Raw genomic sequence first — 26,985 nt, forward strand, 5'->3', positions numbered from 1 at the left:
GCCGCGTCTGCCACCTCGACACCAGCGGAGATCCGCGCGCGGTGGCCCTTCCTCCCACGCCGCGCCCCCACAGCGTGACCGTTCGCGAAAGCCGCGTCACCGAGCAGCGCAACCCGCGCACCGTCGACATCGACCTCGCGTCGCCGCTCGGCATCGTCGACCTCATGAACGCGGAGGATCGCACGGTGGCGGACGCGGTGGCCTCGCAGCGCGAGCAGATCGCGCAGGCCGTGGCCGAGACCGAGGCGACGTTCCGCCGCGGTGGGCGCCTGTTCTACGCGGGCGCCGGCACGTCGGGCCGCCTGGGCGTGCTGGACGCGAGCGAGTGCCCGCCGACCTTCGGCGTCGGCTTCGACCTCGTGCAGGGGATGATCGCCGGCGGCGAGGCGGCGATGTTCCGCGCGCAGGAAGGGGCCGAGGACTCGCCCGAGGGCGGCGCGCGCGACGTGGACGCGCGCGGCGTGCGCGCGGGCGACTTCGTCATCGGCATCGCGGCCAGCGGTACCACGCCCTACGTGCGCGGCGTGCTGGCCCGCGCGAAGGAGCTCGGCGCGCGCACGGCGATCGTCGCCTGCTCGCCGCCGCCGGCCGCGACGCTCGAACACGTGGACGTGCCGATCGTGACGATCACCGGGCCCGAGGTGCTCACCGGCTCCACGCGGCTCAAGGCCGGCACCGCGACGAAGCTGGTGCTCAACACCATCACGACGGGCGCGATGATCCGCGTCGGCAAGGCGTACGGCAACCTGATGGTGGACCTGCGCGCGACGAACGTGAAGCTCGTCGACCGCAGCGAGCGCATCGTGATGGAGGTGTGCGGCGTGGCGCGCGAGGACGCGCGCGCGCTCATCGAGCGCTCGGGCGGCAGCGTGAAGACGGCGATCGTGATGCAGAAGCTCGGCGTCGATCGCGACGCGGCCGAGCGTGCGCTGGAGGAGGCGGGCGGGGTGATCCGGCGCGTGGTGCCCGACGCGCCACCGCCCGTGACGGCCGGCGCGGGAGCGGACGGAGCGTGAGCGCCGCGCGCGGTCCCGACGTCTACGTCGGCCTGATGTCGGGCACCTCGACCGACGGCATCTCGGCGGCGGCCGCGCGCTTCCTCCCCGACGGCGACGTGCTGGGCGTCGAGCTGCTGGGCTTCGTGCAGCAGCCGTACGACGCATCGCAGCGCGCGCGCCTGCTGGCCGCGATGGAATCGGGCAGCGCGCGCGACTACTGCATGCTCGGCGCGGACCTGGGGGGCTGGCTCGCCGACGCGGCGGCCGCGCTGCTGGCCGAGAGCGGCGTCGCGCGTGCCGACGTGCGCGCGGTCTGCTCGCACGGGCAGACGCTCTGGCACGAGCCGGGGCACTCGACGTGGCAGGCGGGCGAGTCGGCGGTGATCGCGGAGCGCCTGGGCGTGGACGTCGTGAGCGACTTCCGCGTGCGCGACGTGGCCGCGGGCGGGCAGGGCGCGCCGCTCGTTCCGATCGCCGACGCGCTGCTGTTCGCCGCGCCGGAGCACTGGCGCGCGCTGCAGAATCTCGGCGGGATCGGCAACGTGACCGTGGTGCCGCCGTCGCGCGGCGCGGTGGATCCGACCGCCGGCGTGCGCGCGTTCGACACGGGGCCCGGCGTCGCGGTGATCGACGCGGTCGCGCGCCGCGTGCGCCCGCAGCTGCCGTACGACGTCGACGGCCAGCTCGCGCGCGCCGGCACGCCGGTGGCCGCGGTCGTGGACGCGCTGCTCGCGGAGCCGTACTTCGCCGCGCCGCCGCCCAAGTCCACCGGACGCGAGCTGTTCAGCGCCGCGTACACCGCGCGCCTGATCGACGACTGCCGCGCCGCGCGGCCGACTGCGACCGACGAGGACCTCGTCGCGACGGCGGTGTCGCTGACCGCGCGCAGCGTCGCCGACGCCTATCGACGCTTCCTGCCCGAGCCGGTGCGCGAGGTGCTGCTCTCGGGCGGCGGCGCGCGCAACCCGGTGCTCGTCGAGTCGATCGCGCGCGAGCTGGCGGCGCGCGCGGACGCGCCCGCGGTGCGCGCGTTCGACGCCGTCTTCTTCGACGGCGAGGCGAAGGAGGCCGTGGCGTTCGCGCTGCTCGGCTTCCTGCACGTGGAGCGGCGCCCGGGCAACGTCCCCGGCGCCACCGGCGCGCGCGGGCCGCGCGTGCTCGGCAAGCTCACCCCGGCCGGCTGACGCGACGTGAGCGAGACCGCACGCCTCCTGATCCCCGCCGTCGTCGCGGACCCCAACGGCCGCTTCGAGAGCGCGCGTCCCGCGATCGCGGAGGCGCTGGCGCTGGGCGTCGGCGGATTCGCGCTGTACGGCGGCGAGCAGGACGCCGTGCGCGCGCTGACGCGCGAGCTGCAGCAGAAGTCGCGCGTGCCGCTGCTGGTGGGCGCCGACATGGAGCGCGGCGCGGGGCAGCAGTTCGGCGGTGCGACGGGGCTGCCGCCGCTCGCCGCCATCGCGGCGCTCGACGACATGGAGGCGCTGCGCCGCGCCGCGCGCCTGACCGCGCGCGAGGCGCGCACGATGGGCGTGAACTGGACGTTCGGCCCCGTCTGCGACCTCGACCTCGAGCCGGACAATCCCGTCCTCGGCACGCGCGTGCTGGGGAGCGATCCGGAGCGCGTGGGGCGTCTCGCCGTCGCGTGGATCGAGGCGTGCCAGGCCGAGGGCGTGGTCGCGTGCGCGAAGCACTTCCCGGGACACGGCCGCACGACCGTCGATCCGCACCGCGCGCTGCCGGTCGTGAGCACCGACCGCGACACGCTGCACGCCACCGACCTCGCGCCGTTCCGCGCCGTGATCCAGGCCGGCGTCGCGTCGATGATGGCGGCGCACGTGTCGTATCCGTCGCTCGATCCGAGCGGGCTGCCGGCGACGCTGTCGCGCGAGCTGCTGACGTGGCTCCTGCGGCAGCAGATGCGCTACGACGGCCTGCTGGTCGCCGACGGGCTGCAGATGGGCGCCGTGATGCAGGTCGCCGGCAGCGAGGGCGACGCGGCCGTGCGCGCGATCTCCGCGGGGTGCGACGTGCTGCTGGCGCCGCGCGACCTCGCGGGCACCGCCGCCGCGCTGGAGCGCGCGCTCGCCGACCGCGTGCTCGATCCCGTGCGCGTGCAGCAGAGCGTGCGCCGCCGGCTCAAGTGGGCGCAGTGGGCCGCGCCGCCGAACGACTGGCGCCGGCCCATCGCCGCCGACGCCGCCTGGGGCGCGCAGCTCGCCGACCGGGTCGTGCACGTCGCGCGCGGCGCCGAGCCGCGCATCGGCGGCGCGATGGAGCTGGTGGTCGTGGACGACGACGCGCTGGTGGCGACCGACGGCGTGCCCGCGAGCGCGAGCCGGCTGCCGAGCCGCGAGCCGCTGGCCGAGGCGCTGCGGCGCGCAGGCGTCGAGGTGCGCGCCGCGGACGCGGACGCGGGCGCGGGTGCGGGCACGACGGCGCGCGTGGTCGCGCTGTTCGGCGAGGTGCGGCCGTGGAAGGGGCGCGCGGGCTACGCGCCCGAGTCGCTCGCGGCCGTGCGCGCGGCATGCGACGAGGCGCGGGCGGCCGGCCGGCAGGTCATCGTGCTGCAGTTCGACCATCCGCGCCTCGTCGGGACGATCCCGGGCGACGCGCCGGTGGTGTGCGGCTGGTCCGGCGACCGCGCGATGCAGCAGGCGGTCGCGCGCTGGCTGCTGGCGCGGCGCGGCTAGCGCGCCGCGGGCGGGGCGCTCAGGGCTTCAGCAGCCGCCAGGCGAGCAGCGCGGCCAGCACCACGGCCAGCAGCGCGAGCCCCGCGTAGACGACCTTCGCGCGGTCCTGCCGCTCGGCCAGGTCCACGGGCGGCACGGCGGGCGCCACCGGCGCGGGCGTGGGCGGCACGACGGCCGGCATCTCGAGCGACTTGGGGCGGTCGGGCATCCGCCCCACCACGGGCGACAGCGGCGTCTCCGGCGTTGGCGTGCCGATCGGGAAGCGCTGGTGCCCCACGGCGTCCTGGACCGACGCATCGGCCAGCCCGTCGCCGTCGAAGCGGGCCGCGACGACGGTGATGTTGTCCGGGCCGCCCGTCGCGTTGGCGCGCGCGATCAGCTCGCGGCAGAGCGCCGCGAGGTCGGGCGCCTGCGTGGTCGCGTCGGCCAGCTCGGGCGTGCGCACCTGGCCCGAGAGCCCGTCGCTGCAGAGGAGCAGCAGGTCGCCGCGGCGGATGGGCTGGTGCGTGAGGTCGACCTTCACGCTCGCCTCGGGCCCCAGGGCCTGAAGGATGATGTTGCGGCGCACGCTCGTCTCGGCCTGCTCGGGCGTGATCTCGCCGGCCTCCACCAGCTTCTGCATCAGCGACTGGTCCTTCGTCAGCTGCTGCATCACGCCGTCGCGGAGCAGGTACGCGCGGCTGTCGCCGACCTGCGCCAGGAAGAGCGTGTCGCCGTAGAGCGCCGCGGCCGTCAGCGTCGTGCCCATGCCGCGCAGCTCCGCGTGCTTGGCCGCGTGCTGGTGGATGGCCGAGTTGGCCGAGAGCACCGCGTCGCGGAGCGCGATCGCGAAGTCCTCCGCGCTCTCGCCGGCCTCGGGGAGGCGCACGCGCATGGCGTCGAAGACGGCCCGCGCGCCCATGCGGCTGGCGATCTCGCCGGCGGCCGCGCCGCCCAGCCCGTCCGCCACCAGGAAGAGCAGCCCCGGCCCGCTCGGCTCGATCTCGCGGACGCGCACGTCCTGCGTCCCGCTGATGGCCGCCGCGTCGTCGAGGAAGGTCAGCGGCTCGGGCTGGCCCAGGTCGCCCACGAGGAACGCGTCCTCGTTGTGCTCGCGGGTGCGGCCGACGTCGGTCAGCGCGCACACCTGCACGGAGACGACGCCGTCGCGCATGCGAGCCTCGGACGCGCGCGTCTCGTCGGGGGCCTGCTCGGCCTCCGGCAGCGAGGAGTGGGGAAGACCGGTGCTCACGCGTCCGGTCGGCTGGGAGTCGGCTGCATGAGCCCACTACGGCAGAGACGCGCCGAGGTTCCGCGGCTGCGTGGGAGAGCGCGCGGCCCGTGAGCGGGACGCGGCTCGCCCCTCCGGGAGATCCCGGAGGCACGCGGGGCGGCGGGGCGGCGGACGTCGAACGATGCCATGCGTGGTCGAAGGTAGAGACCCGCCGAAGGGGAGGCAATCAGTCGCGACGCTCGGGTGTGCGCCCCTTCGCCGCGTTCACGGCCGCCGAGTACCTTCCGCCGATGATCCGCCGCCCCGCTCGCGCCCGCCACGTGGCCCTCCACGTGGCCCTGCCGCTGCTCGCTCTGCTCGCCGCCTGCGCGCCCGGACGGGGCGCCGCGCCCGGCGCCACGCCCGCCCCCGATGCCGGTCCCCTGGGCCTGCCGCCCATTCCGGCCGTGACCGGACGGCCGCTCGACATCCGTGTCGTGTCGCCGGGCGCGCAGGCGTCGGTCGGGCCGCGCGACTCGACGTTCATCTTCGGGTCGGTCGGCAGCGGCGACGCGACGCTGACGATCAACGGCGCGACCGTTCCCGTTGCTCCCAACGGCGCCTTCCTCGCCTTCCTCCCCGTGCCGCCGGCCGCCGCGCCGCGCTACGAGCTGGTGGCGACGCGCGGCGCCGAGTCGGCGCGCCGGACGGTGCCGGTGCGCGTGCCCGCTCGCCGCATCCTCGCGGCGACCGGCCGCCTGGCGGTCGACAGCGGCAGCGTGAGCCCGGCGGGGCGCAGCGTCCTCCGCGCCGACGAGCCGGTGCGCGTGACGGTGCGCGCGCCGCGCAACGCCACGGCGTGGCTCGCGCTCGACGGCGATCGGCGCGTGCCGCTCGTCGACGCGGCGGCCGCGCGCGGCAGTGTCGGCGCGACGGGCGACGACGCGGCGACGACCTGGGTGACCGAGGTGCCGGCGCGTGCGCTCGCGCAGGCGCCCGAGGCGCGCGTGCTGATCGCGCGCGACGCGGACACGGTGCGGCTGCGCGTGGGACGGATCTCCGTCGCGGACTCGACTGCGCTCGCGCGCGACTGGGTGCAGCTCGGGCGCGTGACGGCGGTCCCCGACACCGACCGCGTGGTCGTCGGCCGCCCGACGCCCGACGGCACGTACAAGTGGTTCTTCGCGCCCGGCACGCCCGTCGAGCGCACGGGCATGCAGGGCGGCATGACGCGCGTGCGGCTCGACCAGCAGCTCGAGGTGTGGGTCGACAGCAGCGAGGTCATCGCGCTGCCCGCGGGCTGGTCGCCGCCGCGGCGCGTCGCCGGTGGCGCGCGCGTCGCGCCGGCCGCGGAGTGGGTGGACTTCCTGGTCCCGCTGGCCGAGCGGCCGCCGTACCAGATCGTCGAGCGCGGGCGCGAGATCGACCTCGTGCTGTACGGCACGACGCTGTCGCCCGACATCCTCCCGCTCTGGGGCACGGCGACGGACTCGCTCGTGCGGCAGGTCGTCTGGGAGCAGGAAGCGACCGACCGCGTCCGCGTGACGCTGCGGCTGTCGGAGGATCCGTTCGGCTACCTGGCGATGTGGGATCCCGCGCGCGGCTTCGTGCTGCGCGTGCGGCGCACGCCCGCGGTCGATCCCGCGCGTCCGCTGCGGGGCATGCGGATCGTCGTCGACGCCGGCCATCCGCCGGGCGGCGCCACGGGCCCGACCGGATTGTGGGAGCCGGTCGCGGTGCTGCCCGTGGCGGAGCGCGTGCGCGACCTCCTGCAGCAGCGCGGCGCGACGGTCGTCATGACGCGCACGACGGCCGACCCGGTGCCGCTCGGCGACCGCGGGATCATGGCGCGCCGCGCGAACGGCCACGCGTTCGTGTCGATCCACCTCAACGCCTTCCCCGACGGCGTGAACCCGTACGCGAACGCGGGCACGAGCACGCTGTTCTTCCACCAGCACTCCGAGCCGCTCGCGCGGCTGGTGCAGCGCGAGATGGTGCGCCGCTTCCGCGTGCGCGACATCGGCATCCACTACCAGAACCTCGCCGTCGCGCGTCCGCCGTGGATGCCCGCGATCCTGACCGAGGGGCTCTTCCTGATGTTCCCGGAGCAGGAGGCGTCGCTGCGGTCGCCGGAAGGGCGCGAGCTGTATGCGCGCGCCGTGGCTGACGGAGTGGAGGAGTACTTCCGCGGGTTGGCGAAGCGGCAGGCGCCGTGAGCGCGACGCTCGGACGACTCGCTCGCACGATCCTCATCGCGAGCCTCGCGCTCGGCGCGCGCGACGTCGCCGGCCAGGGCATCGACCCGCGCGGTGACTGGCGCACCCTCTCCACCACGCACTTCCTCGTCCACTTCCGCGCCGAGCACGAGACGCAGGGCCGGCGCGCGGCGGCGGACGCGGAGCGCGCGTGGGCGCGGCTGGCGGCCGAGCTGACGCCGCCGCGCGGGCCCGTCGATCTCGTCGTCGCCGACAACGTCGACTTCAGCAACGGCTACGCGAACACGTTTCCGTCGAACCGGATCGTCGTCTACGCGCAGCCGCCCGTGGACGTCTCGTCGCTCCGCTTCTACGACGACTGGAGCGCGCTGCTCATCACCCACGAGCTGACGCACGTCTTCCACCTGGACCGCTCGCGCGGCGTGTGGCGCGGGCTCCAGCGCGTGTTCGGGCGGAACCCCGCGCTCTTCCCCAACGCGTACGCGCCGTCGTGGCTGACGGAGGGCCTCGCGGTCTACTTCGAGTCGAAGATCACCGGCGCGGGCCGCATCGTCGGCAGCGAGCACCGGCTGCTGGCGCGCACCGCGGCGGCCGAGTCGCGCCTGCCGCGCCTCGACCAGCTGAGCCTCGAGAGCTCGGTGTTCCCGGGCGGGTCGCAGGCGTACGTGCACGGCTCGCTCGTGGTGGACTACGTCGCGCGCCACGGCCCGCCCGACGGCATGCGCCGCTTCGTCGAGCGCACGAGCGGCATGCTGATCCCATACCGCCTGAACCACGCGTCGCGGCTCGGATTCGGGATGTCGTTCGAGCGCGGGTGGCAGCGGTGGCGCGACTCGCTGAGCGCGCAGCTGCGCGCCGACTCCTCGGGCAGTGCGACGCGCGACGCGTCGTGGCGGCTGCTGACGCGCGAGGGATGGTACGCGGCGTACCCGCGCTGGCAGGACGCGCGTACGATCGTCTACGCCGCGAGCGAGGGGCGCGCGGTGGCGGGCGAGTACCGCGTGACGCTCGGCGGCGCGCGCGAGCGGCTGGGGCGGCGCAACGCGCTCTCGCCGAACGTCCTGCTGGCGGCGGGACCGTTCGCGGGGGGGACGCTCTTCTCGCAGCTGGAGTACGCGGACCCGTTCACCGTGCGCGGCGACCTCTGGGTGCAGACCGGGCGCACGATCGACTTCGGCGCGGCGTCGCGCGGACAGCGGCGGCTGACGCACGGCCAGCGGCTGTCGCATCCGGACGCGCGCGCGCGCGACGGCGCGATCGTCGCCGTGCAGAACGTGGCGGGCACGACGCGGCTCGTGCGCGTCAGCGCGGACGGCTCGACCGTCGCGGCGCTGACGCTCGCGGCGGCGGACACGCAGTGGGCCGAGCCGCGCTGGTCGCCCGACGGCGCGCTCGTCGCGGCGGTGCGGCTGACGCGCGGCGGACGATCGGCCGTCGTGGTGCTCGACACGACCGGGCTCACGCGCCACGTGCTAAGCGACGAGCGCGCGGTCGTCTCCGCGCCATCGTGGGCGACCGACGGGCGCACGATCGTCTGGTCGTCCGACCGCAGCGGCACGCCGCAGCCCTACGCCGCGACGCTCGACGACGCGCGCCCGCGCCGCGTGGACGTGACCGCGCTCGGCGTCACGCAGCCCGTCCCGTCGCCCGAGGGCGGTCGACTGGCCGCGATGCTGCTGCGCGCCGACGGGCTGCACCTCGCGGTGCGGGAGATCGGGCGCGATACGGCCGACGACGCGGCGCTCTCCGCGCCGGCGTTCGCGCAGACGTCCACCGTCGGCGACGTCGCCGCGGCGCCCGGCGCAACGCGCGCGTACCGCGCATGGCGCTCGCTGCTGCCGCGCTACTGGACGCCGCTCGGCGCGCAGGCCGACGGCGGCGGCACGCTGCTCGGCGCCGCGACGAGCGGGCAGGACGTGCTCGGGCGCCACTCGTACGACGCGTCGCTCAGCATGAACGTCGAGACGCGCGATCTCGAGGGCGACGTCTCGTACCGGCTGGTGCGCGCCGCGCGGCCGTACGTCGACCTCTTCGCGACGCAGGGCTGGCAGTACGACACGCTGGCCGTGCAGCGCAGCAGCGGCGCGCGCGAGGAGCGCCCGCTCGACCGCCGCACGCGGCAGGTCGGCGCGAGCCTCGTGTTCGCGCGCCCGCGCTACCGCACCAGCTCCTCGCTCTCCGTCGGCGCGTTCTGGGAGACGCGCGCGTATCGCTCGACGCTGCCGGCGCTCGCCGCGTTCGCGGACTCGGTGATCGGCGCGTCCTTCCCGACGCTCGGCGTCAGCGGCGCGTGGACCAACGCGCGCCGCCCGCTCCTCAGCATCTCGCCGGAGGACGGCGTCGCGCTGTCGTTCAGCGCGCAGCAGCGCTGGCAGGATGGCGCGGGCATCGCGTCGGGCGCGTCGCGCCGCGCGGTCGGCGTCGCGCGCGCGTACCGCTCGCTCGACCTGCCGGGCTTCTCGCACCACGTGATCGCCGTGCGCGCCGCCGGTGGCGTGACGGACCGGCGCACCGCGACCGAGTTCTCGGCGGGTGGCGTGAGCGGGAGCAGCGCGGTGCTCCTGCCCGGCGTCTCGGTGGGCGATCCGGCGCGCACGTTCGGCGCGCGCGGCTTTCCCGCGGGCGCGCAGCGCGGCCTGCGCGCGGCCGCCGCGTCGGTGGAGTACCGCGCGCCGCTGCTGCTCCCCGCGCGCGGGCTGGCGCTGCTGCCCGCCTTCCTCGACCGCGTGTCGGTGAGCGCCTTCGCCGACGCGGCGACCGCGTGGTGCCCCGCCGATGTCGATCGCGCCGAGCAGACGCTGTGTCGCCGCACGTCGAGCGGGGCGCCGAACCTGGTCGTGTCGCCCGACGCGCCACGCTGGCTCACGTCCGTGGGCGCGGAGCTCAACCTCGACGCGGCGCTGCAGTACGACCAGGGCTACCGGCTGCGCGTGGGCGCCGCCGCGCCGGTGCGCGAGACCGAGCGCGCGTCCAACCGCGTGACGGTGTACGGAACGCTCGGCCTCTCCTTCTGACGGATGGTGCGCGCATGATCGACCCTGCTGCGTTCGTCCACCCCCTCGCCTTCGTCTGCGGCGACGTCACTCTGCATGACGGCGCGAGCGTGTGGCCGTACGCGGTGCTCCGCGGCGACAACGAGCGGATCGTCGTGGGGGAGGGGAGCAACGTGCAGGACGGCGCCGTGCTGCACGCGGATCCCGGGCTGCCGTGCGTGCTCGGCGCGCGCGTGACCGTCGGGCACCGCGCGGTGGTGCACGGCGCCACCGTGGAGGACGACGTCCTCGTGGGCATGGGCGCGCTCGTGCTGAACGGCGCGGTGCTCGGCGCCGGGAGCCTCGTCGCGGCGGGCGCCGTGGTGCGCGAGGGGATGGCCGTGCCGCCCGGCTCACTCGTGGCGGGCGTGCCCGCGCGGCTGATGCGCGCGACGACCGACGAGGAGCGTGCGCGCATCCGCCGGACGGCGGAGGCGTACCTGCGGCTCCAGGCGCGGCACCGCGCGGGCGAGTTCCCGGCGCATCCTCCGACGCCTGGTCCGACGCCGTAGCCGGCGCCCGGCCAGCGCGCCGCCAGCGTCACGCCGCCATGCGCGCGGCGCTCATGGCGAGGGAGTGACGCGCGGTCTGCGGGGTATCAGGAGTGGCAGCGCGACGGAGGCGCGGGCCACGAATGTCCCGCGACGCACGTTTGTCGTGGCCCGCTCCATGCCATTCGTGCAAGCGAGCAAGTCGGACCGGAAGCGCGTGGGTGTGGCGCTCCCGTCCGACGTCGGACAGGTCGCCGAAGGTGCCCAATTCCACGGTCGCCGCACACATGCTTACGCGTTGTCCCATCGACGTTTACGACCTGTCCTGCCGGACTGGCGCGGGGTGGCAGTACCCGCGTCCGTCGCGGAGGGCGGGACGGGAACGAATGGGTGGCCGCGGGAGACATTGTGCGTGCGAGCAAGCACCTGTAGGTTGCCCCTCCCCTCCACTCGCAGGCCCCCGCCACCGTCGACTCCGTCCGGTGGTGTGAGACCTCAGTCCCGCCCCGAACGCCCCCCCGTTCCGGGCACGTCGTCCGCGTCGAAGGAGCCCTTCATGCCTCTGTCGTCCACGCCCCCGTCGGTCCCGGCCGAGCTGTCGCAGAACGCGCGCACCGTTCTCGAGAAGCGCTATCTGGTCAAGGACCGGTCGGGCAAGCCCACCGAGCGCCCGGAAGACATGTTCTGGCGCGTCGCCACGGTGGTCGCCGAGGCCGACCGGCGCTACGGCGCGTCGGACGCGCAGACGCAGGCGCTGGCGGAGGAGTTCTACGCGCTGATGACGCAGCGCCGCTTCGAGCCGAACTCGCCGACGCTGATGAACGCGGGCCGCCCGCTGGGCCAGCTCTCCGCGTGCTTCGTGCTGCCGGTCGAGGACGCGCTCTCGAACGGGCAGAACGGCATCTACGACACGCTGCGCTCGATGGCGCTCATCCACCAGTCGGGCGGCGGCACGGGCTTCAGCTTCAGCCGCCTGCGTGGCAAGGGCGCGATGGTGCGCTCGACGACCGGCGTCGCCAGCGGCCCCGTGTCGTTCATGCAGCTCTACGACTCGTCGACCGACGCGGTGAAGCAGGGGGGCACGCGCCGCGGGGCCAACATGGGCATCCTGCGCGTCGACCATCCGGACGTGCTGGACTTCATCGCCTGCAAGGAAGACCTGACGAAGGTCACGAACTTCAACATCTCGGTCGGCATCACCGAGAAGTTCATGCAGGCGCTGAAGGCGGGGGGGAGCTACGACCTGATCGAGCCGTCGACGGGCGCGGTCGCGGGGCAGCTGGACGCGAAGCTGGTGTGGGACAAGATGGTGCTCGGCGCGTGGCGCACGGGCGAGCCGGGCGTGTTCTTCATCGACGAGGCGAACCGCTACAACCCGGTCCCGCACCTCGGCGCGTACGAGGCGACCAACCCGTGCGGCGAGCAGCCCCTGCTCCCGTACGACGTCTGCAACCTCGGCTCGGTGAACGTCGGCTACTACGTCCGCGACGGGCAGCTCGACTGGGAGGCGTTCGGCCGCGACATCCGCACGTCGACGCACTTCCTCGACAACATCATCGACGTCAACAAGTACCCGCTGCCGGAGATCGACGCGCTGTCCAAGCGCATCCGCCGCATCGGGCTCGGCGTCATGGGCTTCGCGGACGCGCTGATCAAGCTCGGCATCCCGTACGACACGCCGGAGGGCGTGGAGATGGGCCGCCGCGTGATGGAGTTCCTCGACGTCGAGGGGAAGAAGGAGAGCGAGCGCCTGGCCAAGGAGCGCGGCCCGTTCCCCGAGTGGGCGCGGTCGATCTGGGGCCCGGACGAGACGTGCGCGCGCGACGCCGACGGCAAGCGCATCCGCCCGATGCAGATGCTGCGCAACTGCAACGTGACGACGGTCGCGCCCACGGGCACGATCTCGATCATCGCCGGCTGCTCGTCGGGGCTGGAGCCGCTGTTCGCGGTGGCGTTCATGCGCAACCAGGCGGGCGTCATGATGCCCGACGTCAACGAGGACTTCGTCGCGATCGCCAAGCGCGAGGGGTGGTACTCGGACGAGCTGATGGAGCGCATCGCGAAGACGGGCACCGTGCAGCACCCGGAGGTCCCGGAGCGCTGGCAGAAGGTGTTCGTGACGGCGAACCTGATCGCGCCCGAGTGGCACGTGCGCATGCAGGCGGCCTTCCAGCAGCACTGCGACTCGGCCATCAGCAAGACGACCAACTTCGCCCACACGGCGACGGTCGACGACGTCCGCGCGATCTACGAGCTCGCGTACCAGCTGAACTGCAAGGGCGTGACGGTCTACCGCGACGGCTCGCGCGACGGCCAGGTGCTGTCGACGGGTGCGACGGAGACCGCGAAGAAGGAGCGCGAGAAGGCGGCCGCCGGTGGCGGCGACGCGGCGGCGGACAAGGGCGAGGCGACGGCGCTGCGCCGCCAGGTGGGCGAGCTGCAGGGCACGATCGCGGAGCTCGAGGCCGAGATGGAGCGCACGAAGAAGGCGCTCTACGACGCCGAGGCGGAGAACCTCCAGCGCCGCGCCAAGCGCGCGCGCCCGGACAAGCTCCGCTCGACGTCGATGCGCAAGGAGACGCCGCTCGGCACGATGTTCGTGCACATCTCCGAGGACGACCGCAGCCAGCCGTTCGACGTCTTCCTGAGCCTGGGCAAGGCGGGCGGCAGCGCGATGGCCGACGCCGAGGCGCTGGGCCGGCTGGTGTCGCTGGCGCTGCGCTCGGGGATCCCGATCCAGGAGATCATCCGCCAGCTGCGCGGCATCTCGTCGGATCGCGCGGTGGGCCTGGGCCCGAACAAGGTGCTGTCGATGCCCGACGCGGTCGGCATCGCGCTCGAGGAGTGGTGGCGCGACAAGCAGGGCGTGCAGCAGGACCTGCTCGCGAGCCCGGCACCGCAGTCGTCGGCACCCGCGCGCGAGGTCGTGACGCCGGCGCCGGCGGGGAACGCGATGCAGGCGCAGCCCGCGTTCGAGAGCTTCCACGGCGGCGAGGTGTTCATGGGCACGTGCCCGGACTGCGGCAGCCAGCTGGAGTTCGCCGAGGGCTGCGTGAAGTGCCACGTGTGCGGGTTCAGCGAGTGCGGCTGAGCTGAACGCTCCAACGGCAGACGGAACGGGGGCGCGTCGACGACGCGCCCCCGTTCGCGTTCGTGCGCGTCGCGCGGTTACGGCGCCGGCGCGTGGATCAGCCGGAAGACCGTCTCCAGCACCGGATCCTCGCCCGCGAAGTGCGCCGCCGCGGTGAGCTGCACGGGCACGTCGGGCACCAGCTCGCGCCGCGCGTCGTAGACGTCCGCGCTCAGGTTCCAGCGCACCGACGTCAGCTCGGCCGCGAGCCGGCTGTACGGCAGCGTCGCCGCGTTCGGGTCGCCCGTGAAGCTGCAGCACGCGCTCGTCGGCTCGCCGACGAACGTCGGGCGCGCGAGCCGCTCCAGGTCCGTCACCAGGTTCGCGGTGGCCGAGAAGACGCGCCGGCCGATGAGCACGAAGACGCGCGCGTCGGGCTGCGTGCTGAACGCGACGACCGTGCGCAGGAGCTCGGGATAGTTGCCCGTCGCGCCGCCGTTGTTGTGCCGCAGGTCGAGGATCAGGTTCCGCGGCCGGCGCTCGGCGAGCACGCGCCGGATGCGCGTCCCGAACTGCGCCACCGTCTCGTCCGGATCGGGGCGCACGAGGTTCATCTGCACGTAGAGCGCGTCGTGCTCCGGCATCGCCTGCTCCCGGTGCGACTGGTCCATCTCGCGGAGGTAGAGTGGCGTCGGCACGCCCGGCGGCGGCGCGAGGCGGTCCTGTCACCCCGGCATCGCGGCTCCGCGCGTGGGCACGCGCACGGTGCGGATCGCGCCGCCGCCGCGCGGCTGCAGGGTGAGCGTCGTCGAGTCGCCGCCGTCGATGGCGTGCACGCCGCGCAGGTGCGGCGTGGACGCGAGGTCCGACGCGCCCCAGAGGTGCTGCATGTCGCCCGACACGCTGCGGTGCGCCGCGAGCCGCTTCAGGATCTCGTCGACGGGCGTGCCGCCGATCGCGAGCAGCCTCGCGCCGACGAGCGCGCGTTGATCGGGCGCCGCGTCGATGACGTGAATGCCGTCGGCGAAGGCGTACGGACGGATCGGCAGGCGCCCCGACGAGGCGGTGGGAAACACGCCCAGGTGACCCTGGCCGAGCACCGCGAGGACGTGGTTCATGCGCACGAAGATCTCGTCGTCGGTGAGACGCGGGATCTCCGCGCGCAGCCGCTCGACGCGCCGCGTGAACTCGGCGGGGAAGGGCGCATCGTGGTAGTCGGGGTTCACGCGCTTCACTTCCGCGACGAGGAAGTCGAGATCGGATCGCCAGGCGTCGTCGCGCGAGGGCGCGGGCCCGACGGGCCTGCCGGTGAGGCGGAGGAACTGCGTGTCCGCCTGCAGCGCGGCGAGCCCCGGCCAGCCGAAGACCGCGGAGCGCACGTAGAAGTTGCGGCGCTCCTCGACCTCGCGGCGCAGCTCCTCCAGAGCGCCCGCGCGGTCGCCGGCCGCGAGCCGCTGCACGGCGGTCATCACGCCGGGGTAGAAGTACGGCGAGCGCCATCCCACGAGCGCGCCGACGCGTTGATAGGCCGCCGCCGATTCCTCGTGGCGGCCGAGCGCGGCCTTCACGCGCGCGAGGAGATGCCAGTTGCGGACGTCGCGCGGATAGGCGCGGGCGAGCGAATCGGCGATCGGCTCCGCCTCCGCGTGGCGTCCCGCCGCGAACGCCGCCTCGGCGCGCCGTCGCGCGGCGTGGTAGGCGATCGCGTCGTCGGGCACGCGCGGCCCGTCGAGCAGCGCCAGAGTCGACACGGCGGCGTCGGTGTCCTGCGCGCCGCCGATCGCGGGCGCCAGCGCGACGAGTGTGACGAGCGCGGCGACGGCCCACGGGGCGGGCCGCGCGAGGCGAAGGCGAGTGGACATGGGGCGGGGCGAGGGTGTTTCTACAAAGTAGAAGTCCCGCGCGCCACGCGGACGACCACGGCTGCAAGGGGATTGTCAACGCGACGCGGGGGCGCCGCGGCCGAACGGCCGCGGCGCCCCCGCGAGGCGCGCCCTCGGGCGCGCTCGGGCGCGCTCGGGCGCTCTCGGGCGCTCAGTCCTTCTTCACCTTCGCGCCGCCACCGGCCGCCGCCGGCGTCATGCCGAAGCCCGTCACGATCGCCTCGGTGTTGTGGCCCATGCGGATGCCGTACACGCCGTCGGTCGACTTGAGCTTCCCGGCGCCCACGAGGTCCGCCTTCGCGTACGTGCCGACGACGGTGCCGTTCACCGCGCACGTGACCTGGTCGCCCTTCACCGTGATCGCGATCTCCTGCGTCACCGGGTCGCCCTTCGCGGCCGCCTTGTGGATGGCGGCGTTGGCCTCGCCGCGCGGGCCGTTCAGGCGGAACGGCTCCGGCCCGAAGCCGCGCATGATGAAGTTGCCGTTGCCGTACGCCGCGCAGTACGCGTAGCTCTGCGTGTCGGTGCCCATGTCGCTCCCGCCGATGAAGACGCCGTACGGGTGCGGATGGTTGTTGAGCCCCATGTACTGCGGCTCGCGGAACGTCGCCTTCACGGTGTAGTCGCCGCTCGCCGTGTTGCCGGGATTCCAGTAGGCGATGGCGGGACCAGTGGTCGCGTGCAGCGCGTCGCCTTCCTGCACGAGCTTCGCGTTGTTGACCGTCTGGCCGGCCTTGGCCTCGTTGGCGTCGACCTTCCCGGCCCAGCCGGCGACGCTGATGCCGCCGCCGGCGACGGCGCGCGACGAATCCTGGGCGCGGACGGCACTCGCGCCGCCGGCGAGCGCGATGGCCGCGGTCGCCGTCATGGCGACGGCCAGCGCGGATGCGGGGATGCTGCGCATGCTGGGTGTCCTCTCGCGATGAGTGTGGAACTGCGCGACAACGATACGGCCGCGTCGCGCGGTTCGGCCACCCGTCGGCGCGTCGGCGATCGTCAGCGACGCGTGGGGAGCTCGAGCGCGGCGTCCGGATGCGCGCGGGGCCGGCCGTCGACGACGGCCGGCCCCGGGTTCGCTGCGTCAGCCGCGCCGCGAGGCCGAGCGCTTCTTCGACGCGCGCGACTTCGCCGGCTTCTCGGGCGCCGGTGGACGGTCGCGCCAGTGCCGGCCCGCGTACGTCAGCATGCGGAGTCCGTCCACGGAGTCGGGGATCGCGCCGCCGCAGGTCGTCAGCTCCTTCGGCGTCTGCCACGTGATGCACAGCTCCACGGCCGTGAGCCCGCCGTAGCGCATCTCCCACCGCCCGTCGAACTGCTCGCGCGCGAGCATCCAGCTGTTGCGGGGGTCGAGCGAGTAGCGCCGCCGGATCTCGCGCGCGGTGCCGTCCTCGCGCAGCACGAGCGTCAGCGAGTCGCCGAGCCGCGAGCGGCGGTCGCCATGGTGCCACGCGCCCACCAGCTCCGCGCGCCGCGGCGCGCGCGAGAGCGCGGAGTCCACGACCACCTCGCGCTCGGGCGCCGCGCCCACCGGCACGGGCTCGCCGCCCGCGACGCCGCGCACCCGCTCGGCCACGCGCCACACGGCGTCGCGCGCGGTGGCGACGAACGTCGGCGCGGCGTCGGCGCGGGGCGCGCCCTCGGGCGCACGCACGAGCACCGGCGCGTGCACGTGCACGGTGCCGCTCGCGCCACGCGTCCCGCGCGCGCCGTCCGTACGCTCGGTCTTCCGGCTGCGACGCTCGGCCGACGCCGTCGTGGCGGCGGGCTGCGGCTTCGTGCCGCCGCGGGCCTGCGGCTTCTCCGTGCCGGCCGTGGCGACGACCGCCAGTGCGGCCACGCGCGGCCCGACCGTCGGCGACCACACGAACGCGTGCTCCAGCGACGCCGGGGCCTGTGCACGCGTGACGCCGAGGCGCGACGGCGTCTCGAGCAGGTGCGGCGCGGCCGGCGCCACCTCGCCGCGCGCGGCCCGCGTGGCGCGCGCGCGCGGCAGCTCCTCGCCGCTGCCGGTGGAGCGCACCACGAGCGCGATCGTCGTCGCGGTGAGCGCCGTCGCGCTGGCGACCGCGATGCGGGTGCGCGCCGCGCGGCGCAGCGGCGGCCGCGCGGCCCACGTGGGGGCGTGGTCGGCCGTCACCGGCGCCGCGGTGTCCGCGTCCGTCTCCAGCCGCGCGCGCGAGAAGCGGAGCGTCGTGAGCGCGGTCGTGAGGCGTCCCAGCGCACCGACGCGCGGCGTCGCGGGCGCGCGCCGCGCCTCCTCGACGCGGCGCTCGTGACGGCGGCGCCACGCCGTGAAGTCCATCGGCAGGATCGGCTGGGTCAGCTGCGCGCCGACCGCGCCCGCGTCGGCCCAGCGCGCGCCCGGCGCCTTCTGCAGCATCCGCTCGACGATGTACTGCAGCTCCAGCGGCACCCGCGGCAGCTCCGGCGGCCGCACCGCCTCGATGGGCGGCAGCTCGTCGTGCTGCTGGCGCTGGAGCACGGTCAGCAGCGACTCGCCCTCCCACGGGCGGCGGCCGGCGAGCATCTCCCAGCCGACGAGCCCCAGGCTGTAGAGGTCCGCGCGCCCGTCGAGCGCGCGCCCGTCGATCTGCTCGGGGCTCATGTACGCCGGCGTGCCGATCGCGACGCCCGTCTGCGTGAGCGCCGCGTCCGCGTCCTGCCACCGCGCCACGCCGAAGTCGGCGAGCAGCGCGCGCCCCGTGTAGTCCTCGACGAAGATGTTCTCGGGCTTCACGTCGCGGTGCACGACGCCGCGCGCGTGCGCGAACTCCAGCGCGGCCGCGACGTCGCGCAGGATCGCGGAGGCGTGGTCGGCGTCCAGGGGCCCGACGACGGCCAGCATCTGCTTCAGCGTCTGCCCGGCGACACGCGGCATCTCCAGCGCGAGCCCGTCGCGCAGGTGGTGGATGGCGTGCAGCCGCACGATGTGCGGATGCTCCAGCTGCGCGACGGTGCACGCCTCGCGCGCCAGCCGCGCCAGCGCCTCCGCCGCACGCCCGTCGGCGCGGCCGTGCGGCGCGCGCACGACCTTGAGCGCGACCTCGCGGCCGAGCCGTCGATCGATCGCGTGGTACACGACCGCGCTCCCGCCGCGTCCCAGCTCGCCGAGGATCTCGTAGTCGGCCGCCAGCTCGTCCGGCGCCTCGCAGGAGGCGTCGGGCGTCAGGGACTCGGGGGAGGTGATCTCCGCCGGATCGACGGCGGGAGGGACGCGGGGGGGATCGTCCGGCGGCGGGGCGCCGGGCCGCTCGTCGCGCATGAGGGCAGCCTTCGCGGAGCGCGTGCGGAGGGGGGCGCGCCACGCAACGTCGACGCGGCGCGCGTCATCTATTGCACATGCGTCACGCCGACGCCAGCCCGAGTTTCGCGCGCCGCGTGTCGCACGGCACGGCCCGATGCCGAGCTCTGCGCGCACCGTACCCGATGGCCGCTCCCGCTGCTGCGACAGTGTGCAGCAGCGAGGTCACCTGACCCGCGCCGGGCGGGGCGCCACGCATTACGTTCTGCGGCAGGCGCGGCCGGCAGCGGCCGACGCATCGCACCTCCATCTCCACCGCACGCATGAGCAGCAGCCCCGACGATCTCCACACCTTCGGTGACTCCGCGCAGGCGCTCGAGGCCCAGATCGCCGAGGCCGAGGCGCGCGGCGCGCCGGTGCCACCGGAGGCGCACGCGATGCTCGAGTCGCTGCGGCAGCTCGCGCGCGCGATCGAGGACCTGCAGGCCAGCCTCGGCGTCGAGCCGCCCGCGACGGACGAGGCCGACGCGCCGCGTCCCGACGACGCGCCCGGCGCATGAGCGAGGCGCCGGCCGATCCGAACGTCGCGACGTACGAGTATCCCGGGGACGACGCCGGCTACGGCTGGTGGCGCAACTCGCATCCGCGCGGGTACGTCCTCGGCGTGCGGGCGAAGACGGGGGCGACGCTGCACCGCGTGTCGTGCGCCGAGATCGACCGGGGTCGGCATCCGGGCCGTCTGAACGCGAAGGGGAGTCGGCAGGTGTGCGCCGAGACGACCGCGGCGCTGCGCGCGTGGATCGCGCGCGAGCTGCCGGAGCAGGGGCCGGTGCTGGTCCGCTGTCCGAAGTGTGCGCCCTAGACAGCGTGTCGTAGCACGTCACCTCGAGAGAGACGCATGCAGCCACAGCTCGCCGACGTCGCGGCCGACCTGGAGCGCGCGCGGACCCGCCTGCATCGACTGGCGGACACACTCCCGGAGGACCGCTGGGCGCGCCGCGCCGATCCCGCACGCTGGTCGGTCGCGGAGTGCGTGGCGCACCTCAACCTGACCGCGCAGGCGTACGCGCCGCTGCTGCGCGCCGCGCTCGACGAGGCCGCGGCGATGGGCCGCACCGCGGCCGCGCGCTACCGGCGCGATCCCGTGGGCTGGCTGATCTCGCGCATGGTGGGCCCGCTGCCGCGCGTCGGCGCGTTGCGCGTGGGCCGCGTCCGCTCGCCGGCTTCGTTCGTGCCCACGGGCGACCTCCCACGCGACGCGACGCTGCGCGAGTTCGACGCGCGGCAGGACGAGCTGCTGGCGTTCGTGCGCGCGGCGGACGGCCTTCCGCTGGAGCGCGTGCGCGTGACGTCGCCGTTCGACGCGCGGGCGCGCTACAACCTGTTCGCGGCGCTCGCGATGCAGGCGCCGCATCAGCACCGCCACCTGCAGCAGGCCGAGGAGGTGTGGACGTGAGCGGCGCGGCGCGCATCCGCCTCGCGACGGCGGCCGACGGCGCGGCGCTGGCCGCGATCTACGCGCCCGCGGTGGACGGGCGCGCGACCTCGTTCGAGCTGACGGCGCCCGACGCCGACGAGATGGCGCGGCGCGTCGAGCGGCTCACCGCGCGCACGCCGTGGCTCGTGCTGGAGCGCGACGCGCGCGTCCTCGGCTACGCGTACGCGAGCCCGCATCGCGACCGCCCGGCGTACCAGTGGTCGGTCGAGGTGTCCGCGTACGTGCACGCGGACGCGCACCGCGGCGGCGTGGGGCGCGCGCTGTACACGTCGCTGTTCGCGCTGCTCGCGCTGCAGGGCTTCCGCAACGCGTATGCGGGCATCACGCTGCCCAACGACGCGAGCGAGGGGATGCACCGCGCGCTCGGCTTCACGCCGGTGGGCGTGTTCCGCGGCGTGGGCTACAAGCTCGGCGCGTGGCACGACGTGGTGTGGCTGGAGCGCGCGATCGCGCCGCACGACGTGGAGCCGGCGCCGCCGGTGCCGCTGCCCGAGCTGCGCGACGCCGCCGCGCGGCAGGCCGCGATGGACGCGGGGCTGGCGTGCCTGCGCCCGGACGCCGCGCAGTAGGCGCGACGGCGTGCGGCGCGTCTCGATCATCGGCTCGGGCGGGGCGGGCAAGTCGACGCTCGCGAAGCGCATCGCGGAGCGCACGGGGCTCCCCGTCGTGCACTTGGACGCGCGCTACTGGCGCGCCGGCTGGGTGGAGACGCCGGCCGACGAGTGGCGCGGCGCGGTCGAGGCGATGATCGCGGAGCCGGCGTGGGTGATGGACGGCAACTACGGCGGCACGCTCGACGTGCGGCTGGCGGCGAGCGACACGGTCGTCTTCCTCGACCTGCCGCGCGTCGTCTGCGTGTGGCGCATCGTGTCGCGCGCGGTGCGCTACCGCGGCCGCACCCGGCCCGACATGGCCGCGGGGTGCAACGAGCAGGTGACGTGGGAGTTCGTGCGCTGGGTGTGGGGCTATCCGCGCACGCGCCGCCCGGGCGTGCTGCGCCGGTTGGCCGCGCTCCCGCCCACGACGCGCGTGGTCGTGCTGCGCTCGCAGCGGGCGGTGGACGCGTGGCTCGCGACGCTGACGTCCGGAAGGAGATGACGCGTCCGCGCGCCGGGGCGTTCGCCTTTGGGGAGGACGCGGATGCTTCGGATCTGAACGGATCATGCGGATCGCTCCATGTGGCGCACGGGACGTCGCTGCCACGCGGCGCGATCCGCAGCATCCGCCTGATCCGGAGCATCCGCATCCCTCCAAGAGTTGAAAGGGGCCGGCGGGCCCGGGCCCGTCGACACATTCCGTCGTCCGACCGTGCGCCGCGCGGCCCGGCGGCGCAGATTGCCCCCATGCCAGACCCGCGCTTCACCGACGACGAGCGCGCGCTGATCCTGCGGCGCGCGGCCGAGCTGCAGCAGCGCCAGGGCGACGCGGTGCACGCGCTGTCGGAGCTGGAGCGCGACGCGGCCGCCGCCGGCATCGACCCGCTGCTGGTGCGCCGCGTGGCGCGCGAGCTGGCGCCCGGCGCCGGCGCGGAGACGGATACGCGGCAGGACGCCACGAGCGACGCGCGCGTCGTCGTGCGCCGCCGCGTCGAGGAGGCGCGCACGCCGCTCGCGTCGGGCGCCGTGCTCGGCGCGATCCGCCGCCACTCGCCCGTGCTGGGCGAGGTGCGCGCCCTCGGCCACGGCTTCGAGTGGCGCTACGACACGGGCTACAGCGCCTCGTCCGTCGTGCTCACCCCATCGGGCGCGGGCGGCGTCGACGTCGAGGTCACCGGGCGCTTCGAGGGGCGGCAGATCGTGATGCACCTCGTGCCCGCCGCGGCGGCCGCGCTGGCGACGCTCGGGGGCCTCGGCGAGCTGTCCGGGCTCGCCGTCGCGGCCATCGGCGCGGGCACGCTCGCCGCCGGCCTCACGGCATCGCGTCTGCTCTGGCGGCGCGTGGCGCGGCGCGAGCAGGGTCGGCTGGAGCGCATGGCCGACGCGGTCGCCGACGCGCTCGCGCACGACGCCACCTCCGACGACACGCCCGTCCTCCCTCGCGAGCCGCGCTGACGCCCGCATGCACCTCGTCCAGCTGCTGATCCCCGTCCGCGACGATGCGGGCCGGCCCTTTCCCGCGTCGCACTACGCCGAGCTGCGCACGACGCTCACCGGGACGTTCGGCGGGCTCACCGCCTACACGCGCGCGCCCGCGGAGGGCGTGTGGGCACCGGACGGCGAGCCGCCGGCGCGCGACGACGTCGTGGTCTACGAGGTCATGGTCGACGCGCTCGACGCCGACTGGTGGCGCACGCTGCGCGCGACGCTGGAGGAGCGCTTCGCGCAGGACGAGCTGGTGATCCGCGCGCACGAGATCCGGCGGCTCTGACGCGCCGGCGTGCACCGCGGTTGACGCCGCGTGCGGGGCGTGCGAGCGTTGCCGGCGTTCGCCGTCACCGACGTCTCCTCCAGCTCCCGCCGCCGTGCGTCGTCTCCTCGTCGCCCTCGCGTGCCTCGGTTCGGCCGCCTGCTCGTCCGCCACCCGCGCCGGCGCCGGCACGCCCGAGTTCCTGACGCCGTACGGCACGCCCCAGTACCCGTTCTCGCCCGCGGTGCGCGTGAACGGGATGCTCTACCTCGCCGGCCAGATCGGCACCGACAGCAGCGGCCGCCTGGTCCCCGGCGGCATCGAGGCCGAGACGCGCCAGACGCTCGAGAACATCCGCGACGTGCTGCAGCGCACCGGGTCGTCCATGGAGCGCGTCGTGAAGTGCACCGTGATGATGGCCGACATGAAGGAGTGGCCAGCGATGAACGCGGTCTACGCGCGCTACTTCCCGCGCAGCTTCCCCGCGCGCAGCGCCTTCGGCAGCACGGGGCTGGCGCTCGGCGCCCGCGTCGAGATCGAGTGCCTGGCGGCGGCGTGACGCGCGCGGCGGCCTCGATCGTGCGATTCCCGGCGGCGTGACCGTCCGCGCGCCCGACTCCGACGACGCACCCGCGGCCGCGCCCCCCGGCTCGTCCGACGCGGGGCGCGACACCTTCGCGCGCACGCTGGAGGTGGCGGAGTCGGACCTCGACGAGCAGGCGCACGTCAACAACGTCGTCTACGTGCAGTGGGTGCAGGACACCGCGACCGCGCACTGGCTCGCGCTGACGACGCCCGAGGACCGCGCGCAGGTCGGTTGGGTCTGCACGCGGCACGAGATCGACTACCTCGCGCCCGCGTTGCTCGGCGACGCGGTCGTCGTGCGCACGCGCGTGGGCCACGCGAAGGGGCTGATCTTCGAGCGGCACACCGACGTGCGGCGCGTGGACGACGATCGCGTGCTGGCGCGCTCGCGCACGCTCTGGTGTCCCGTGGATCCCACGACCGGCCGTCCGCGCCGCGTGCCGCCGCACCTGCGCGCGCTCTTCTCGATCGGCGAACCCGCACGCGAGGTGACCGATGGCGACGCGCCCGCCCGTTGATGCGTCCTTGGAGCCGGTGGTGGGAGAGGTGCTCACCGGGCCCGTGCACGGCAGCCGGATGCACCATGCCCAGCGCGTGCGCGCGATGGCGCGCCTGCTGGACACCGCGGTGCGCGTGCCGGGCACGCCGGTGCGCTTCGGGCTCGACGCGGTGCTGGGGCTGATCCCGGGCGTGGGTGACGTCGTCGGCGCCGCGGCGTCGGGCTACATCGTGCTCGCGGCCGCGCGCCTCGGCGCGCCGGCGACGGTGCTCGTGCGCATGCTGCTCAACGTCGGCATCGACACGCTGGTGGGCGCCGTGCCGCTGTTCGGCGACCTCTTCGACCTCGGCTGGCGCTCCAACTCGCGCAACGTCGCGCTGCTGGAGCGGCACCTCGCCGACCCGCGCGGCGCGCGCGCCGCCAGCAGCCGCGTGGTGCTCGGCGTGCTCGCGGGCATCGCGCTGCTCGCGGTCGCCGGCGCGGTGCTCGTCGTCCTGCTGGTGCAGAGCCTCCTCCGCGCCTTCGGCTGACGCCGCTCCGCCGCGCTTCCACCCCTCCAACTCGCGCCACCATGCACGTGCAACCCTTCCTGCTCTGGATCGAGGCCGAGGAGTGGGCGCCCGGTCGATGGACCCCGTCGGACGACGTGACCGACGTTATCGTGACGCTCGCCGACGGCTCGCGCTGGATCGCCAGCTTCTGCACCTTCGACCACCTCGCCACGCTGCGCGCGAACTGCGCGGCGAGCGGCGAGAACCTCGGCGGCCGCTACCTGTGGGCGTCCGACCTCGTGCTCGTGGACGACACGTCGCGCCCGAGCATCGAGGCCATCGTGCGCGACCTGCTGGTGAACGACGAGCTGCAGTCGGCGTTCTCGCCCGCCGACGAGGCGGAGGAGGAGGGCGACGAGGAAGACCCCAGCGCCAACTGAGCGACCCGCCGGGGCGCGCGGCGGGGGATGCGCGCGCGGCCCGGCGGTGACATCGTAGGGCAGGGCGGAGCAGCCGGACCGCGCACCCGCAGCGGTCCCGGTCCGCTCCCGATGCTCCGGGGGGAAGCCATGGTCGACACCGCCGTCCGTCCGGACGCAGGGCTCGCGGAGCTGCTCACGCTGCGCGCCCGCACGGCCTCGCGCCGCCGGCTCACGCTCGACGTCGTGCTGGGGCTGTCGGTGGCGCTGCTGATGGCGCTCTGGCGGCCCGTGGCCTGGCCCGCGCTCTTCTCGGCCGCGCTCTGCTTCGCGGCCTTCGGGGCGTGGGCCGCCGCCGACCGCCGGCTCGTCGCGCTCGCGGCTCACGCGCGGGCGGAGCTGATCCTCCGGCCGCCGGTGGCGCCGCTCGCACTCTGGCGCACGGTCCGTGGGCTGGCGGCCGTCGTGGGCGTGTCGGCGGCCGTCGTGCTCGTGTTCACCGGGCTGTTCGGGATCGTGGGGCGCTGGATCAGCTGACGTGGACGCCCACCGCCGCCCCGACTCGCTGCCGGCGCGGACGCGGCTCGCCCGCGCCCCGCGGCGCCTGCGCGTGATCCGCGGTGGCGGGACGGGTGCGCCCACCGCGCCGCGCGACGTGCCGGCGGCGCTCGCGAGCCTGCTGCTGCCCGGCCTCGGGCAGCTGATCCAGGGGCGCCGTCGCCCGGCGCTGGTCCACGCGGCGATCGCGGCGGTCCTCCTCGCGGCCTGGCTGCTCGACCCCGCGCTGCGGCCGGTGGCCACGATGCTCCTCGCGGCGTGCCTGCTGACGTCCGCGACGGACGCCGCGCGCCACCGCCCCCGCCCGCCGCTCCGCCGCGCGTGACGGCCGGCGATGCGGTCCCGCACGTCCGCCGCGCCACGCTGGCCGACGTCCCCGAGCTGCAGGCGATGATCGCGCGATCCGCGCGCGGGCTGAGCGAGGGCTTCTACACGCCCCAGCAGATCGAGAGCGCGGTGCGCCACATGTTCGGCGTCGACACGCAGCTCGTGCACGACGGCACGTACTTCGTCGTCGAGGCGGATGGCGCGCTGGTGGCGGGGGGCGGCTGGAGCCGACGGCGCACGCTCTTCGGCGGCGACCAGTTCAAGCAGGGCGAGGACGCGTCGCTCGATCCCGCGCGCGACGCGGCGCGCATCCGCGCCTTCTTCGTCGATCCGTCGTGGGCGCGGCGCGGGCTCGGCCGGCTGCTGTTCGAGGCGTGCCGGAGCGCCGCGGCGGCGGCGGGCTTCACGACGCTCAAGCTGCTGGCGACGCTCCCGGGCGAGCCGCTCTACACGGCGCTCGGCTTCACGGTGCGGGAGCGCGTGACGGTGACGCTCCCCGACGGCGTCGCGGTGCCGGGCGCGGTGATGAGCCGGCCGGTGTAACGGGTGTCACGGTCTCGCTCGCCGGAACGGCGCTTGCCCTGTTCCAGGCAACGCCAACGGAGACGCCTTGATGAGCGACGGACTGCGGGAAGCGCGCGAGACGGTGAAGCGCGCGCGAGCGCGCGAGGAGGCGGAGCGGAACGAGCGTAGCACGGGAGCGGCCGAGCGGGCCGCGGTGATGCGCGTGCGGACGATGCGCGGGAAGAGCGGCGTGCATCGCTTCCTGCTCGAGAACGGGCTGAGCGTGGCGTCGTTCGCGCTGTTCCTCGCGACGCTGGTGGGGCTGGTCTTCACCGGCGCGGCCGTCCAGTCGGAGGAGCAGCGCGACCATGGGCAGCCGCCGGTGACCGTCGTGGAGTACCTGCGCACGGGCGCGTTCGTGGAGACGCTGACCGAGAACTGGGAGTCCGAGTTCCTGCAGATGGGGATCTTCGTGCTGCTGACCGCGAAGCTGTACCAGGTCGGGTCGGCGGAATCGAAGCATCTCGAGGAGCCCGAGGAGACGGACGAGGATCCGCGCACGCACCGCTTCGATCCCGAGGCGCCGTGGCCCGTGCGCGCGGGCGGCGTCGCGCTCGCGGTGTACCGCCACTCGCTCAGCCTCGCGCTGATGCTGCTCTTCGCGGCGAGCTTCGTCCTGCACGCGATGGGCGGCGCGCGCGCGTACAGCGAGGAGCAGCTGCAGCACGGCGGCGAGGCCGTCACGACGCTGCAGTACCTCGGCACGAGCCAGTTCTGGTTCGAGTCGCTCCAGAACTGGCAGTCCGAGTTCCTGTCGGTGGGCGTGCTGGTGCTGCTCAGCATCTGGCTGCGTGAGCAGGGCTCGACGCAGTCCAAGCCCGTCGCCGCCCCGTCGCACGAGACGGGTCACTGATCACCTCGCGCATCACCTCTCACCGCGCCCCG

Annotated in this window: 27 protein-coding genes; 22 read left to right on the plus strand and 5 right to left on the minus strand. The window is 75.1% G+C overall.

Annotated features, from left to right (window positions below; all coding sequences use genetic code 11):
• The first annotated feature begins 74 nt into the window (after positions 1-74).
• From murQ to rosag_RS13550, 3 genes are read left to right on the plus strand one after another with little or no spacing between them, the layout of a single operon-like run.
• Positions 75-1,016 carry an N-acetylmuramic acid 6-phosphate etherase gene (gene murQ, locus rosag_RS13540; RefSeq protein ID WP_284350674.1) on the plus strand — a complete coding sequence of 314 codons (942 nt, stop codon included), beginning with the start codon at positions 75-77 and terminating at the stop codon, positions 1,014-1,016.
• The gene (locus tag rosag_RS13545) at positions 1,013-2,182 is read left to right on the plus strand and encodes an anhydro-N-acetylmuramic acid kinase (RefSeq protein WP_284350675.1); all 1,170 of its coding nucleotides are present in this window, start codon (positions 1,013-1,015) and stop codon (positions 2,180-2,182) included. Before murQ ends, rosag_RS13545 begins: the two co-directional genes overlap by 4 nt.
• Positions 2,183-2,188: 6 nt before the next feature.
• The gene (locus rosag_RS13550) at positions 2,189-3,688 is read left to right on the plus strand and encodes a glycoside hydrolase family 3 protein (RefSeq protein ID WP_284350676.1); all 1,500 of its coding nucleotides are present in this window, start codon (positions 2,189-2,191) and stop codon (positions 3,686-3,688) included.
• 19 nt (positions 3,689-3,707) lie between these two features.
• On the opposite strand, the gene rosag_RS13555 is transcribed toward rosag_RS13550, so the two are convergent.
• A complete protein-coding gene (locus tag rosag_RS13555; RefSeq protein WP_284350677.1) occupies positions 3,708-4,919 on the minus strand; it encodes a PP2C family protein-serine/threonine phosphatase in 1,212 nt (403 codons plus the stop codon).
• 302 nt (positions 4,920-5,221) lie between these two features.
• Between rosag_RS13555 and rosag_RS13560 the strand changes: the two genes are divergently transcribed.
• The 4 genes from rosag_RS13560 (at position 5,222) to rosag_RS13575 (ending at position 13,710) form a co-directional block, all read left to right on the plus strand.
• Positions 5,222-7,096, plus strand: a complete 1,875-nt coding sequence (locus tag rosag_RS13560; protein WP_284350678.1) for an N-acetylmuramoyl-L-alanine amidase — start codon at positions 5,222-5,224, stop codon at positions 7,094-7,096.
• On the plus strand, positions 7,093-10,110 hold the full coding sequence (locus tag rosag_RS13565; protein ID WP_284350679.1) for a hypothetical protein: 3,018 nt from the start codon (positions 7,093-7,095) through the stop codon (positions 10,108-10,110). The genes rosag_RS13560 and rosag_RS13565 overlap by 4 nt, the downstream gene beginning before the upstream one ends.
• Before the next feature lie 14 nt (positions 10,111-10,124).
• Entirely contained in the window at positions 10,125-10,640 is a 516-nt protein-coding gene (locus tag rosag_RS13570; RefSeq protein ID WP_284350680.1) for a gamma carbonic anhydrase family protein, read from the plus strand.
• A gap of 535 nt (positions 10,641-11,175) precedes the next feature.
• Entirely contained in the window at positions 11,176-13,710 is a 2,535-nt protein-coding gene (locus tag rosag_RS13575) for a vitamin B12-dependent ribonucleotide reductase (RefSeq protein WP_284350681.1), read from the plus strand.
• A gap of 77 nt (positions 13,711-13,787) precedes the next feature.
• Here the strand turns inward: rosag_RS13575 and rosag_RS13580 are convergent, their stop codons facing one another.
• From rosag_RS13580 to rosag_RS13595, 4 genes are all read right to left on the minus strand, one after another.
• On the minus strand, positions 13,788-14,387 hold the full coding sequence (locus rosag_RS13580; protein WP_284350682.1) for a S41 family peptidase: 600 nt from the start codon (positions 14,385-14,387) through the stop codon (positions 13,788-13,790).
• Between the two features lie 27 nt (positions 14,388-14,414).
• Complete coding sequence (locus rosag_RS13585) at positions 14,415-15,551, minus strand: BTAD domain-containing putative transcriptional regulator (protein ID WP_284350683.1); 1,137 nt, start codon at positions 15,549-15,551, stop codon at positions 14,415-14,417.
• Positions 15,552-15,723: 172 nt separating this feature from the next.
• On the minus strand, positions 15,724-16,476 hold the full coding sequence (locus rosag_RS13590) for a hypothetical protein (RefSeq protein ID WP_284350684.1): 753 nt from the start codon (positions 16,474-16,476) through the stop codon (positions 15,724-15,726).
• Between the two features lie 177 nt (positions 16,477-16,653).
• Complete coding sequence (locus rosag_RS13595; protein ID WP_284350685.1) at positions 16,654-18,834, minus strand: serine/threonine-protein kinase; 2,181 nt, start codon at positions 18,832-18,834, stop codon at positions 16,654-16,656.
• Positions 18,835-19,136: 302 nt separating this feature from the next.
• Between rosag_RS13595 and rosag_RS13600 the strand changes: the two genes are divergently transcribed.
• From rosag_RS13600 to rosag_RS13670, 15 genes are all read left to right on the plus strand, one after another.
• Positions 19,137-19,373 carry a hypothetical protein gene (locus rosag_RS13600; RefSeq protein WP_284350686.1) on the plus strand — a complete coding sequence of 79 codons (237 nt, stop codon included), beginning with the start codon at positions 19,137-19,139 and terminating at the stop codon, positions 19,371-19,373.
• A complete protein-coding gene (locus rosag_RS13605) occupies positions 19,370-19,675 on the plus strand; it encodes a hypothetical protein (RefSeq protein WP_284350687.1) in 306 nt (101 codons plus the stop codon). The genes rosag_RS13600 and rosag_RS13605 overlap by 4 nt, the downstream gene beginning before the upstream one ends.
• Positions 19,676-19,711: 36 nt before the next feature.
• Complete coding sequence (locus rosag_RS13610; RefSeq protein WP_284350688.1) at positions 19,712-20,269, plus strand: DinB family protein; 558 nt, start codon at positions 19,712-19,714, stop codon at positions 20,267-20,269.
• Positions 20,266-20,880: a GNAT family N-acetyltransferase gene (locus tag rosag_RS13615; protein WP_284350689.1), complete on the plus strand. Its 615-nt coding sequence runs from the start codon at positions 20,266-20,268 to the stop codon at positions 20,878-20,880. Before rosag_RS13610 ends, rosag_RS13615 begins: the two co-directional genes overlap by 4 nt.
• A 10-nt stretch (positions 20,881-20,890) precedes the next feature.
• On the plus strand, positions 20,891-21,409 hold the full coding sequence (locus tag rosag_RS13620) for a DNA topology modulation protein (protein ID WP_284350690.1): 519 nt from the start codon (positions 20,891-20,893) through the stop codon (positions 21,407-21,409).
• Positions 21,410-21,654: 245 nt separating this feature from the next.
• On the plus strand, positions 21,655-22,362 hold the full coding sequence (locus tag rosag_RS13625) for a hypothetical protein (protein ID WP_284350691.1): 708 nt from the start codon (positions 21,655-21,657) through the stop codon (positions 22,360-22,362).
• Between the two features lie 7 nt (positions 22,363-22,369).
• The gene (locus tag rosag_RS13630; RefSeq protein ID WP_284350692.1) at positions 22,370-22,678 is read left to right on the plus strand and encodes a hypothetical protein; all 309 of its coding nucleotides are present in this window, start codon (positions 22,370-22,372) and stop codon (positions 22,676-22,678) included.
• Positions 22,679-22,772: 94 nt separating this feature from the next.
• The gene (locus tag rosag_RS13635; RefSeq protein WP_284350693.1) at positions 22,773-23,216 is read left to right on the plus strand and encodes a RidA family protein; all 444 of its coding nucleotides are present in this window, start codon (positions 22,773-22,775) and stop codon (positions 23,214-23,216) included.
• 37 nt (positions 23,217-23,253) lie between these two features.
• Complete coding sequence (locus tag rosag_RS13640) at positions 23,254-23,760, plus strand: acyl-CoA thioesterase (protein WP_284350694.1); 507 nt, start codon at positions 23,254-23,256, stop codon at positions 23,758-23,760.
• Positions 23,738-24,271 carry a DUF4112 domain-containing protein gene (locus tag rosag_RS13645; RefSeq protein WP_284350695.1) on the plus strand — a complete coding sequence of 178 codons (534 nt, stop codon included), beginning with the start codon at positions 23,738-23,740 and terminating at the stop codon, positions 24,269-24,271. The genes rosag_RS13640 and rosag_RS13645 overlap by 23 nt, the downstream gene beginning before the upstream one ends.
• A gap of 41 nt (positions 24,272-24,312) precedes the next feature.
• Positions 24,313-24,672: a hypothetical protein gene (locus rosag_RS13650; RefSeq protein WP_284350696.1), complete on the plus strand. Its 360-nt coding sequence runs from the start codon at positions 24,313-24,315 to the stop codon at positions 24,670-24,672.
• 129 nt (positions 24,673-24,801) lie between these two features.
• On the plus strand, positions 24,802-25,188 hold the full coding sequence (locus rosag_RS13655; RefSeq protein WP_284350697.1) for a hypothetical protein: 387 nt from the start codon (positions 24,802-24,804) through the stop codon (positions 25,186-25,188).
• 1 nt (position 25,189) lies between these two features.
• Positions 25,190-25,534, plus strand: coding sequence for a hypothetical protein (locus tag rosag_RS13660; RefSeq protein ID WP_284350698.1), 345 nt, complete (start codon positions 25,190-25,192; stop codon positions 25,532-25,534).
• Complete coding sequence (locus tag rosag_RS13665; protein ID WP_284350699.1) at positions 25,531-26,079, plus strand: GNAT family N-acetyltransferase; 549 nt, start codon at positions 25,531-25,533, stop codon at positions 26,077-26,079. Before rosag_RS13660 ends, rosag_RS13665 begins: the two co-directional genes overlap by 4 nt.
• A gap of 70 nt (positions 26,080-26,149) precedes the next feature.
• Positions 26,150-26,953 carry a DUF6766 family protein gene (locus rosag_RS13670; protein WP_284350700.1) on the plus strand — a complete coding sequence of 268 codons (804 nt, stop codon included), beginning with the start codon at positions 26,150-26,152 and terminating at the stop codon, positions 26,951-26,953.
• The last annotated feature ends 32 nt before the right edge of the window (positions 26,954-26,985 follow it).

This window comes from Roseisolibacter agri (genome assembly GCF_030159095.1).
Taxonomy (GTDB): domain Bacteria; phylum Gemmatimonadota; class Gemmatimonadetes; order Gemmatimonadales; family Gemmatimonadaceae; genus Roseisolibacter; species Roseisolibacter agri.

Bases quoted from the DNA above. Each gene is read 5' to 3' on its own strand.
- rosag_RS13570 (WP_284350680.1), top strand. From the start codon at position 10,125: ATGATCGACCCTGCTGCGTTCGTCCACCCCCTCGCCTTCGTCTGCGGC.
- rosag_RS13575 (WP_284350681.1), top strand. From the start codon at position 11,176: ATGCCTCTGTCGTCCACGCCCCCGTCGGTCCCGGCCGAGCTGTCGCAG.
- rosag_RS13585 (WP_284350683.1), bottom strand. From the start codon at position 15,551: ATGTCCACTCGCCTTCGCCTCGCGCGGCCCGCCCCGTGGGCCGTCGCC.
- rosag_RS13590 (WP_284350684.1), bottom strand. From the start codon at position 16,476: ATGCGCAGCATCCCCGCATCCGCGCTGGCCGTCGCCATGACGGCGACC.
- rosag_RS13595 (WP_284350685.1), bottom strand. From the start codon at position 18,834: ATGCGCGACGAGCGGCCCGGCGCCCCGCCGCCGGACGATCCCCCCCGC.
- rosag_RS13600 (WP_284350686.1), top strand. From the start codon at position 19,137: ATGAGCAGCAGCCCCGACGATCTCCACACCTTCGGTGACTCCGCGCAG.
- rosag_RS13605 (WP_284350687.1), top strand. From the start codon at position 19,370: ATGAGCGAGGCGCCGGCCGATCCGAACGTCGCGACGTACGAGTATCCC.
- rosag_RS13610 (WP_284350688.1), top strand. From the start codon at position 19,712: ATGCAGCCACAGCTCGCCGACGTCGCGGCCGACCTGGAGCGCGCGCGG.
- rosag_RS13625 (WP_284350691.1), top strand. From the start codon at position 21,655: ATGCCAGACCCGCGCTTCACCGACGACGAGCGCGCGCTGATCCTGCGG.
- rosag_RS13630 (WP_284350692.1), top strand. From the start codon at position 22,370: ATGCACCTCGTCCAGCTGCTGATCCCCGTCCGCGACGATGCGGGCCGG.
- rosag_RS13645 (WP_284350695.1), top strand. From the start codon at position 23,738: ATGGCGACGCGCCCGCCCGTTGATGCGTCCTTGGAGCCGGTGGTGGGA.
- rosag_RS13650 (WP_284350696.1), top strand. From the start codon at position 24,313: ATGCACGTGCAACCCTTCCTGCTCTGGATCGAGGCCGAGGAGTGGGCG.
- rosag_RS13655 (WP_284350697.1), top strand. From the start codon at position 24,802: ATGGTCGACACCGCCGTCCGTCCGGACGCAGGGCTCGCGGAGCTGCTC.
- rosag_RS13670 (WP_284350700.1), top strand. From the start codon at position 26,150: ATGAGCGACGGACTGCGGGAAGCGCGCGAGACGGTGAAGCGCGCGCGA.